The sequence below is a fragment of the Ketobacter sp. MCCC 1A13808 genome, from assembly GCF_009746715.1.
Classification (GTDB): domain Bacteria; phylum Pseudomonadota; class Gammaproteobacteria; order Pseudomonadales; family Ketobacteraceae; genus Ketobacter.
This window is the reverse complement of the sequence record NZ_VRKW01000005.1, coordinates 238547-250214: the sequence shown is the minus strand read 5'-3', so window position 1 is coordinate 250214 and position 11668 is coordinate 238547. Positions and strand designations below refer to the sequence as shown.

General features: G+C 44.2%; 10 protein-coding genes. All 10 read right to left on the bottom strand.

The window, feature by feature from the left end:
- Positions 1 to 22: 22 nt before the first annotated feature.
- Complete coding sequence (locus FT643_RS12345) at positions 23 to 904, bottom strand: FkbM family methyltransferase (RefSeq protein WP_156871703.1); 882 nt, start codon at positions 902 to 904, stop codon at positions 23 to 25.
- Positions 901 to 1845, bottom strand: coding sequence for a Wzz/FepE/Etk N-terminal domain-containing protein (locus tag FT643_RS12340; protein ID WP_156871702.1), 945 nt, complete (start codon positions 1843 to 1845; stop codon positions 901 to 903). Before FT643_RS12340 ends, FT643_RS12345 begins: the two co-directional genes overlap by 4 nt.
- 772 nt (positions 1846 to 2617) lie before the next feature.
- The gene (locus FT643_RS12335) at positions 2618 to 3442 is read right to left on the bottom strand and encodes a glycosyltransferase (RefSeq protein WP_156871701.1); all 825 of its coding nucleotides are present in this window, start codon (positions 3440 to 3442) and stop codon (positions 2618 to 2620) included.
- A gap of 116 nt (positions 3443 to 3558) precedes the next feature.
- Positions 3559 to 6282, bottom strand: a complete 2724-nt coding sequence (locus FT643_RS12330; RefSeq protein ID WP_198043507.1) for an SLBB domain-containing protein — start codon at positions 6280 to 6282, stop codon at positions 3559 to 3561.
- A 49-nt stretch (positions 6283 to 6331) separates the two neighbouring features.
- The gene (locus FT643_RS12325) at positions 6332 to 7807 is read right to left on the bottom strand and encodes a capsule assembly Wzi family protein (protein ID WP_156871699.1); all 1476 of its coding nucleotides are present in this window, start codon (positions 7805 to 7807) and stop codon (positions 6332 to 6334) included.
- A 111-nt stretch (positions 7808 to 7918) separates the two neighbouring features.
- On the bottom strand, positions 7919 to 8380 hold the full coding sequence (locus FT643_RS12320) for a transcription termination/antitermination NusG family protein (RefSeq protein ID WP_156871698.1): 462 nt from the start codon (positions 8378 to 8380) through the stop codon (positions 7919 to 7921).
- Between the two features lie 175 nt (positions 8381 to 8555).
- Positions 8556 to 9239, bottom strand: coding sequence for an MlaC/ttg2D family ABC transporter substrate-binding protein (locus tag FT643_RS12315; RefSeq protein WP_156871697.1), 684 nt, complete (start codon positions 9237 to 9239; stop codon positions 8556 to 8558).
- 117 nt (positions 9240 to 9356) lie between these two features.
- Positions 9357 to 9674, bottom strand: a complete 318-nt coding sequence (locus FT643_RS12310) for a helix-hairpin-helix domain-containing protein (RefSeq protein ID WP_156871696.1) — start codon at positions 9672 to 9674, stop codon at positions 9357 to 9359.
- Between the two features lie 72 nt (positions 9675 to 9746).
- Positions 9747 to 10442: an orotidine-5'-phosphate decarboxylase gene (pyrF, locus tag FT643_RS12305; protein ID WP_156871695.1), complete on the bottom strand. Its 696-nt coding sequence runs from the start codon at positions 10440 to 10442 to the stop codon at positions 9747 to 9749.
- Positions 10443 to 10495: 53 nt separating this feature from the next.
- Positions 10496 to 11668 carry a lipopolysaccharide assembly protein LapB gene (gene lapB / locus FT643_RS12300; RefSeq protein ID WP_156871694.1) on the bottom strand — a complete coding sequence of 391 codons (1173 nt, stop codon included), beginning with the start codon at positions 11666 to 11668 and terminating at the stop codon, positions 10496 to 10498.

Below are 11668 nucleotides of genomic sequence, written 5' to 3'. Positions count from 1 at the left end.
CTTTTCTTTAGGGACAATCTCATCAAATAGATTGTTTTATGTCATTAATTACACATTGATTTTCAGCCGACTTAAAAAGAAAATTATGAGTAGAAAGATTATTGACGCCAGAATTTATGATATTTTCAATCATGGCTCTTGTTACTTTTTTCGGTTCACTACAAACGGTCCAACTTTCGTACCCTGAAGACCACAATATCTCAAATGTTTTCATAAGATATTTATTTATAGAAGCGCCTCCTGGCTGATGTTCATCAATAGCTATCTCTATTATCCAAATTGGCCTGCTTCTCGAGTTTAGCAATTCTTCAGCTCCCTTCAGAACAAAATATTCTGCACCCTCTACGTCTATTAATATCAGCGCATTATCTAACTCAAACTTATTTGTAAGGATAGCGTCAATAGTAGAACTTGGAGCGAGCTGGGGAGATGCTTTTGAATTACCTGCCCACCCTTGTACAATTGAGGCTCCTGTACCAGCCCCATAAATTTCGACTATTCCTCTTTTATCGCTTAGAGCTATCGGAAACAATACAAATTCATCTTCATAATTGTTGTCTTTTATATTTTTTAACAAGAGCTGTACATTCATATATATGGGTTCGAATGCGACGACAGGGACATTGAATTTTCGAGCCATACAACAGTAATATCCTATGTTCGCCCCAATATTTATGAACAATCTTGCTTCAGAAAACAGCGATCTTATAAGAGCGGTTTCATCTGGCTCAAACTGACCGTTTATCATCATTTCGTTGCCAGTGAACTTAAACCCAAAGGGTGTAATTCTAGAATCTTTTGCTAAAAGACTTAAATCCCTAAAATACCGATAACTAGTTGCCGCCATTGGGCTAAGCTCAACAATTGGCTTTATGTATTTTTTGATAGTATTTGGTTTTATCATAATCCGTTATCGCTATTTTCAGATCTAAAAATAAAATTTTTCATATATATAAAAACAAAAGATAAAGCTAAACCACAGATGATTCCAATTGTGATAATAAGAATTCGGTCTGGCCCCGATTTCTCGACCGGCACCTTGGACTTACTCACTGTCTTTAATACAAATTCATCGGTTGCCTCGGCGAGCATCAAAATCTTTGTTTGCTCTTCTATAAGACTATTAAACATTCTATCTATTTGTGTGATTTTATTCTTTTCTATCTCATTTTTTAAGAAATCAATTCTCCTCTTCGTGTCCTCAATCTCTTCCTTTTTAAGATGCTGGTTAATATCTTGAATGATCCAATCGACCCACTTTTGGGCTAGCTTTGGTGAATAGTGGCTTATGGATATTCGAATTATGCCGCTTTTGGTGTCAGTTGAGATTCCCAATGAATCTTCAAAAATTTTATAAATATACCAGCTAGAAGGCGCAGGATTAGTGGGGCTGATACTTCGACTGCTATGAATCCATTTTTTCTCTTTAGCATCATAACTCGATGCATCATACACCAGAGTATCAGTGTCTTTATCCCAACTTGTGGAAGCATATATTTGCGGACCTATACCTCTCTTGCTTATAAAAAACTCTACAAATTCCCAACTCTTTAACATGGCAAGAGCTAACATTAGATTGTCGTTAGATTTATCGCCATTTAGTCCTATGAGAGATGCTACACTACCCAATTTGCCTGGAATTTCTAAATTCTGTGTAGCAGTAGGTGTCGGGGCTGCAATGACCATAGCAGTAGAAGTGTAAATATCAGGGCTTTTGATTGCGTATATCACCGAAGCGATCACCGATACCGTAAAGAAAAACAGTATGGTTTTCCACTCGGCCACAATGCTCCTTACAAGCTTTGCTAAATCTATTTCTTCGTTATGATATTTAGTATCGATCATATCGCCCTTATTAATTTTAAAAATCGTTTAACACATCCGAACTAATCGTTCGATTTAGTTTAGCACTAGTAAAATAGAACAATAATTTTTTCACAAGTACAAAGTAAATCACTTCACCACAATCAAACTAGCATCACTACCTGGAAGGCTTTCACTCTCCAATATTTGGTTTAAGTCGACCAAAGTATTTGACGTTTCGATATCGGAAAACCCCCATAAAAATTGTTTCGAATTTCTTGCGGCATTTTAAACAGGAATTTGACTCAACGTTCTATGATCTGTTAAATCTATACGAATAAAGTGGCATGGCGTGAAGCCAGCTTCGTTTCTATTTTAGTGCTACTCGTGTTAAGAAAATGTAGTTCCGATACCAAGGCTGCACTAAATAGAGATCCGGAAACTTTTTTAGTTTGGCGTGAAAAAGACCTATATCAACGTTTTAACCAGTTCAATTATCAACAAAGTTTTCATACAGTAAAATTCGAGCTAAGATCGCCGAAGTTACATTGACCTTTTCTGAGCGAGAAATACGCTCACTACTAAAATTACTGACCAATCACGATTCAGCCAAAACTTGAATCAAGAGCAAAAATACTACCTTTTTACACACATGTATGGGAAAGAAAAGTTTAGATTGGATTGCCTCAGGGAGGCCATGAGTAGCCTAATAGAATTTTTATTCTCCGACAAACTAGCCCTAGCCCTAGCCCTAGAATTAGGATGAAACTTGTAGCCGCCAATGGCTATAAATAAGAACTGTTCCCAATAATATTTAGTGACTTTTAAATGTTCGAACAAATGCAAACAGGGTCATCCGAGGGAAAATTAACAACAGAAAAGAGCGCAGCAAACCCCATATAGGGTAAGCCCCAAAATAAAAATTTGATTTCAATATTTTCAATCTACTAATTAGCTGGGCCTTCCACTTCATAGATGAGATGGAGTTTGGATCGACTCTATACTCCAATAGGACTGATGGTAAATTTTCAGATTTAAATCTTTTGACTATTTTAAAAAAATAAGCAAAATCTTCCGATGCCTCAAATTCAACAGGATAAAACCCAACTTCCTTTATTAAACAAGATCTAAACATTACGGAGGAATGGACAAACATATTATTAACATACATTCCTTTTTGAATCTGTTTATAGCTATTCGCCGGCCGTAAAATTCTTACAACGCCCCCATGCAAATCCACACACTCGGCCCATGAACCTAGTAAGTATATTTCTGGGTTTCTCTCGAGATAGTCGACTTGCGTTTGTATCCTATTATTTTTGCATTTATCTCCACAATCTAAACGAGCAATGTAATCGTATTTCCCATCGCAGTATTCCAAGCCTGCATTTAGCGCATACTCAATCCCTCTATTTTCACTCAATCTTATTATAAAGACATTCAGAGATCCGGCATAGGTGCTCAAAACATCGACCGCCTTAACTTCACTTCCATCATCTACAACTAGGACATCTGGAATAAAGCAACCATAATCAATCGAGTCCAAGGACTCTACAAGCGTATGACCCGCGTTATAAAATGGTATTAGAACGCAACACGATGTTTTAATCTTTTTCTCAATACCCCTTGAATCTCGCATACATTAGTTCTTTATCAATAGTGGCAAGAAGGAAATAATCGTTCATTTAAGTTCATGAAATCGCTTCCTATTTCACATAGCCCAAGGTCGATATGTTTTTTGTATCATAATCAAGATTAAAAACTATTGACCGCAGCTGCACCCAACGCGATCTGATAGAATATCTGTGACACACTAGTCCACAATGTCAACGACTTAATCCTGTCCGCATCCAATGGCACTACCACGGTATCACCCGGCTCGACTGAAATCGATTTTCGCGCAAACCACCCAGAAGATTTTGGCAACAACACGCTTCCGTCCGCTTTGACTACATAAATTCGATCGTCATCTGCTTTGGTGTTCAGTCCGCCTGACCTATCGATGTATTCTTCAACGCTGTACTTTTTATTGAATAGGTGCGAAGTCGGATACTGCACTTCACCCACCACCGTGACTGATTGCTTAAAGCCAGGAACATTTAGGGTATCGCCATCTGCTATCAGAATATCCTGAGCTTCTGGCTTGTTAACTATTTCTGGTAAGTTTATAACCATTCGACCCAACGGCTTAATTTCACCCAAACTCTCCAGAAGATTTTCTGCGTCATCGCTGCCTACTCGTTCAATAGATTCTTGCTGCGCAATATTCGATGCGGCAATATCACCTTTGAGCTTATTCTTCAGCTCTTCCAATCGTTGTGCTTCAAGCACTTGCAAATCACTACGGGTAAATACAGCGCCTTTGGGGTACGCTTGTTCGGTCAAGCCACCTGCGCGCAGTAAAACCTCCCTAAGTGTTTCGCCTTTTTTAATGGTATAGGTGCCTGGAAAGGTTATTTCACCTTCCAATGTGATTGTTTCTTCCGGCGACCAATCGGGTAACCGTTTAACATTTAAGTAATCTTGCCGTTGCAAGACGTATCCCGCCGTGTCGTCTAACTCGACGTTAAGATATTTAATTTCCTGGTTCTCATGTTCATCAAGGGTATACCGAGTTATTTCAACCTCTAGACTGTAAGCATCCTGAGTAAGACCGCCGGCCAATGCGATCAACTCCAACGGCGTCATGTTCCTTATTAGCGGATACTCACCAGGAAACCGCGCAAATCCACCGATTTTTACTACCTGCTCACGCTCACTTTGCGACGCCTGTGTTCGTAGGCTATCGATGATCGGCAACATAATCATTGCTCTCGGATCGGTGTAGTTAAATACGGTTATCTTATCTCTTGGCTTAACTTTTACATTATACTCTGACAACGGATTTATTAACGCTGCGCCCAAATCAAATGTGAGCACTTCCAGTTTTCGCGAAGGCTGAACCTCACGTTCTATCATGGCAACACTCAAATCCGGATTTGGTTTCAGGTTATATATATCGCCAAGAACATCCGTTACTCTCATACCCTGTTTCCAGGCCATAATTCCAGGTCGTTTTACATGCCCCTGCAACTCGACTATATCTTGTTTACTATCGAGCACTGAAAAAACCGTTAGCACATCGCCTTTTCGAATGGGAAGAGCTGCACCCTGCTTGCTAGATAAATCAAGATTGACAACCGTTCGCTCACCTTTTTCATTTATGCGGTCGATTCTCGATTCTTTAGGATAGGCAGTCGGTAAAAGCCCCCCCGCTAACTGAACGGCCTGCTGTGCCGATGTTTCGTTTTTTACCTCATATATCGCGGGTCTGCGAACCTCGCCATCCACGCTCACGGTTTTACCGATAGGAGGAATGAAGATTACGTCTCCGGGGGCTAAGCGACTGTCGTTCGCTGTGTCACCCCGCAGCAATAGGTCATACAAATCCAGAGTGGCTATCACTTTCCCTTTGCGTTTTAACTGAATATTTCGCAAGGAACCGATTTTGCGTACGCCACCGCTACTAAATAGCGCATTGGTCATTGTGGAGAGGGAACTTACAACATAGGAGCCCGGTTGATTGGCTTCGCCCAAAACGAACACGCGCATGGATCGCAATGCGCCCATAGTCACGGAGCTTTTCACTCCGATCATTTGCTCTGATACTGTTTTATTAATGTAATCCTGTACCTGACCAAAACTGAGGCCGGCGACGGAAACAGGCCCGATTTCGGGGAACTGCACGAAACCATCACGGTTTATGGTGAAGTCGTAGCTGGAATTTTCCTTGCCATATAACTGGACCGTAAAGGAGTCCCCCGGGCCCACTATGTAATCCAGCGGAACCGGAACATTGCTGTTGGGCACAAATGCTTCAAAATTATTCTGGAATAGTTCGTAGCCAAAAGATCGCAGTTCACCGGACTGATGCTGCATTCCGGAATAGAATTTCTGTCCCAGTGATGGATTGTCCGAGTCAAACTGGTTTCGCTGCTGATAGGGTGAGTCTGGAGTTAATGGATAAAACGTACTATCCGTTCGATCCGGATATTCCTGTTGCGATCTGTAATACGGGTTGACTTGCTGGTATGAACTTCTGGAATCTGGGGCTGATCGACCCTGGTGCACATTGTTCTCATCGGGGTATCTTTGCCCCGAATAATCTTGCATTTGATAATCCTCACGCTGCCCCTGCCGCTGATTGTATTGGTATTGACGACTTGGAGGTGACGAGTATCCCTGTGCCCCGTTATTTTGCTGCCGCGTGGTCGGTTTGTAATCTTGATAAGGCGCCCTTGGCTGTTGATAATACTGATCTGTTTCTTGGTTTTCCCTCTGAGTATTGGATCCGCCCCCCGATAGCGCCGACATCTTAAACTGATCCAGATCCACACCAAATTGCTTGGCAATTTGCTCCTGCTGGGATTTCGGTAGTTTTAAAAACTGTTCGATTTGCGCATCAGTAGGCGTAAACGCACTGGCCGGTTTGGCAAACATAGGTGCTCCGCCTATCAATAGCGAAATCACAATGAGCCAAAGGCAGTTTCTAGAGCTTGTATTCGATCGAGAGGCCACCACCGGCTCCTTTGATGGTTTGGTTGTTCCAATAAATTTCTTCGTTTGCATTCTGTACCGATGCTGTGATTTTGAAGTCTGATATGATTGTGCTGTAGGCAATTTCAACCATTTCGGTTTCGCTGTTCACGTCACCATAGACGCTACCGCCCGGTTTACCAACATTGGTACCGTCGCGATTAAGATCCAATCTATGTATACGCCATTCCAATGCATTGCCATTCGAAAAATAGTGCGCCCCGGAAAATGTAAATACTTTAGAATCGTTATCGAAACTGGCACCGAGTGGTCGCCCATGATAACGATAACCCGATCTATATAACTCATGCTCATAGGCATTGTTAGGCAAATTACCTTTGGTCATGGAATCCGTAAACTCCAAATAAAACCGATGAAAAACCGATGAAGTTGAAAACGCCGTTTCCAGGCCATACAAATAGGTTCCACGTGAAGGAAACCCATTACTCTCGTCTTCGCCCACGTACTGCATATAAATTGCAGAGTGGGTATTGAGCACATTGCCGCCTATACGCCAATCGATTGCACCCATCTGATTCCCCGGCTCATTGTCGATATCAATACCATTGTTGCCCCGGTTATCATTGCCAATAATCAAATCCCACAAGCTAGATAAATCCTGTGGCCTACCGTCTCCACCCCATTGCGCCGTCCGGGCTAAACCGATTTCCAGATTTGAAAATGGACGAAAAGTAAAACGAGCACCGAGTAGCTTTGCATTGGGAATCTCACGATTTTGCTCCAATTGTCCGGCAAACGCCGTGATGCTCCAGGGACCCAGCCAATTTAAAATCGGCGACTCGAACGCATCGGAGAAATTACGCTGAAGCGATAGTCCATCTACCGGTCGTGCATTATTGGACAGGATCAAGCTACTTTGCCAACCCGGCCCCCACCAGCGATCGATCGCCCCTGCATTGACAATCCAATTACCGAGCATCCCCGCAATGTAACTACCGTCGTATCGAAGATCCTTCCCATCACTCGCATCGTTAACCCAGGTGCCGCGCAGACGGACAGCGATATTGTCACCCAACCAGTCCAGCTCCCCTTTCAACTCCGTTTTTTCACGCTGATCGGTGCCGAAATCAGAAATGGCGGAAACGTCTGACTGCATTCCTGCATAGGATCTTGCGCTAAAAAATCCAGTAGCTTGCTTGAAGGAGAATTTAACATACTCGAGCGACCATACGACCGCATCACTGACTTCGGAAGCATCTGCCTGCTCGATGCCGTCAATTACCGCACCCCACGTTAAGGGCCAGGTGGTTATGGGCGTTTTAATTATTCCTGCATCGGCCAGAACGGTAATATGGTGGCGCAAGCGTTCATCACCCGGATCAATCCAGGGGGCAGCTTTAAGCGCGCTGATGTAAAAAACGAATGGAATGATAAGGAGGCTTAATCCTCTCTTTTTATATTTTGGCATAAATCCTTATTCTGACTCTAAACCCGGGCCTAAAGCACGCTACCGCCCTGATGCAACCACCCCATAGAACCGTTGCGTAATCTTATAAATGTGTAATTTATTTGCTAAAGATTAAACTGCCTGAAGAAGGTGTTCTTCCACTAGAATTTTCTGAAGCCGGTTCAATATGCTGATCAACACCATCGCCCGCTCTTCTCCATTGGCACACAAATAAACGGCTTCGATTCCTTTGAAGGGTCCGTCTTTGAATATCACTTCTTGTTGAGGTTTAAACAGGGGTACACCGCAGTGTTTGTTTTCGTTCGATTTCAGGTAATCGATAAACTCATCGTCTACCGTTGACCAGGTCTCTCCGAACTTCAATATTGATAAAACACCACGCGTACTTCGCAAGCTCGCATAGGAACGTTCAAAGGCATCGACCTGAACAAATAGATATCCGGTGAAGAGCGCTTCCCGCTGAGTATTTTTGCGGATTAACCAGGGGCAGTAGACTTTGAAATCTTGATTTTCCAAATTGAACACAGCACGCGCTTCCTGGCGTGATTTGGTTCGGATTACATACCAGGACATGTTTTCCCCCGCGCATTTGAGACGCTGTCAAAAGTTTACTCATTGAAAATCAAGTGTTTTTAACAGTTTATAACAATATCCAGAGTATTCAATGATACTGCGATTATCTCAAGCACTTATTTTGCTTTTGTTTAAACTATAAGCCTATCCACGCGAAAAACCGGTTAGAGCGAAATTATTGAGCTTTGGAATTTGCTTTGGCATTCAGTTCTGCGCTGGCGTCTGAGCTCTCCAGCTGGGAAATCATGTATTCGATTCCGTTGCGTTTGAAGTCTTCCGCACTGGCGGTTTTGAAACTTTGCAATACACTGATGCCTTCTACTACCACGTCGTACACTTTCCAGTTGCCCGCCTTGCGATCAACAAACAGCTTGTAACTGATATTGTATTTATTGGTGCCAGACGCTTCGGTAACCACGCTATTGACCGCGGCCCGATCCCCTTTACTGTTCATGCGAGAACCGGTCACTTCCAGGTCATATCGCTTTTGCGGGTCATACTGGGAGACCAGCGATACCGATACTCGATTGCGGAAGGCATCAGTGTAGCGGGAACGCTGTTCCGGAGTGATTTTGCGCCAGTTTTTTCCCAGGATTTGCTTAGCCATAGTTTCGAAAGAAACGTAGGGTAGAAGTACCTCATTGCCAATGGTGATCAGGTACGTTTTATCCGCCTCTATCTTGGAATGATCCTTTTGAACACGCTCATTGACTTCGGTGAAGAGAGACTGGATTAGCTTATCCGGAGATGGCACGTCCGCTGCATTCGCCATGGAAACCGACAAGCACAGCACTAACCCACTAATGACTAAACTCATTAAGCGGTAGAATGGCATTAAAGAAAAAGATCGTCTGGTCACAGGTGGGTCGCTCCGTTTGATATAATTTTTGGGTCGAACGTGGCACTTAGTATAGGAAATAACCCGGCGTTTGTGGATAATTTCTTTTGCTAGGTTGTTGATGCGCCTTGAAAAACTTTACTCCAAGGTAATTCGACTGTGGTTTTTAGCTAGCGTTCCTGGCCCAATCCCCCTGACTTGTAACAAGTCGTGTAAATTTTCAAAATCACCATGCTCTTCACGAAAAGCGATGATCGCCTCGGCTTTCTTCGGACCAATACCGGTGAGTGCTCGGGACAAGGTCAACGCATTGGCTTCATTAATATTAATCGGAAGAAGGATCAGAAATTCTTCACGAGCGTAACTGACGTCTGGCTGGATACATTTCAACGTAACCAACAGCACGCTGAATAGACAAATGAACCTGAAGCTGCGGCGCTGGCACTCGTTTATCATGGGCAGTTTCCTCCAGATGGAGTGTGTTTCTACAGAGACAAACTGCCCGTAAATTTCAGGGGATTAAGAGAGCTAACGGAGACTGGTTAAAATATCATCAAGCGCATTTTCAGGGTGATTGCTTTGAGCAATTGGACGGCCAATCACCATATAATCCACTCCGGCCGACACCGCCTGGGCGGGCGTCATGATGCGGCGCTGATCGTCTGTAGCGACGCCTTCTGGCCTAATGCCCGGAGTGACCAGTTCGAATTCCGGACCAAATTGTTGCTTAAGGAGGCTGGCCTCTTGCGCTGAGCAGACCACGCCATGCAATCCACATTCCTGAGTGATTTTTGCCAGCCGCATCACCTGCTCTGCGGGTGCCACATCCAGGCCGATATCAGCCAGGTCGCGTTGCTCCATACTGGTCAGAACCGTAACTGCAATCAGACGCGTCTTTGCACCCGATAATTCAAGCGCTTCTTTCGCGGCTCCCATCATTCGCCTGCCGCCGGATGCATGCACGTTTACCATCCAGACGCCCATATCCGCGGCCACCGCACAGGCCCGCGCAACCGTGTTAGGGATATCGTGAAATTTCAGATCAAGAAATACGTCGAAATCTCGCTCATGGAGCGCTTTCAGTATGGAGGGGCCTTCCCGTGTAAAGAGTTCTTTACCGACTTTTACCCTGCACTTTTCCGGATCAAGTTGATCAGCAAGATTCAGGGCTTGCTCCAGATATTGAAAATCCAAAGCGACAATTACCGGAGTGCTACAAGTCATGTTGGGGCTCCTTGTACAAAGCTGCTAAAACTACACCTTTCCGAGCGCCTACTCTATTCACCCTCAAGTCCTTGAATAGGCCGGGTCGAACCCCAGGATTTACAGGTGGGGCACTGCCAATGAAGGGTTTTTCCGTCAAAACCACAGGACTCGCAACGATAGATCGGCTTGTCTTTGATTAAGCGTTGGGTGAATGCTTGTAGAATACCGAGATTCTCCTTTTCTTCACCGCTGGCATTGGACATTTGCAAGCTGATTAAACGATCCAAACCTTTTACTGACGGACGCTTCTTCAAATATTCAGATAGTACATAGGCCCCTGCCTGCTCCCCTTCCAGTTGGGTCACCAACTCGGATAGTTCGATAACAATAGAAATAGCAGGACTTTTTTCAAGGCATTCAAAAAGATAGCTGGAGAGTTCACCCAGTTGATTGAGTGTTTCGTGGTTTTTGCGTAACTGAGGCAAAGTGTCGGGAATGAAAGCAGGATCTTGTTCCAGCACTCGCTTGAGGGATTTTACCGCTTCCCTGGCATTATCCGCCTGTGATTCCACGTCCGCCAACATCAAGCTGGCACGAACGCAACGCTTGTCTGTCTGCAGGGCTTTCTTCAAATCCTGCCGGGCATGCACAAAATCCCCTACTTTCAGATTCTGCTCGGCCAGAGCGCAATAATAGTGAGACAACTGAGTCTGCAGCGATTTGCCCTTGGCCACCAATTTTTCCGCGACTTCGGTAGCGCGCTCCCACTCTCGCTCCTGTTCGAATATCCTGAGCAGATATTCAAGCGCCTTGATCTGGTTGGGGGAATCTTCCTCAGCAATTTCCTTCAACAGGCGCTCTGAACGATCCAGTACCCCTGCGCTCAAATAATCCCGTGCCAATTCCAATTTCACCGCAGCATATTGATTGCGGGCCAGATCAGAACGAGCAAGTAAATCCTGGTGGATACGAATGGCGCGGTCTACTTCACCCCGCCGCCGGAACAAGCTGCCCATCACGATGTGAGTCTCGAACGTTTCGCCGTCTACATCCAAGGTTTTCAGCAGCAGGTCTACTGCTTCATCCCGTTTTTCATTGAGAAGCAGGTTAAGTCCATCGAAGTAGCCTTTTCCGACACTGCTGACGGGCTCATCCGTATGGGTCTTTTTGCGCTCGGCTTTACCAAGTAGCCAGCCGATAACGATGGCAACAAAAAGTAAAATGCCAACGAAAAGATCCACCAT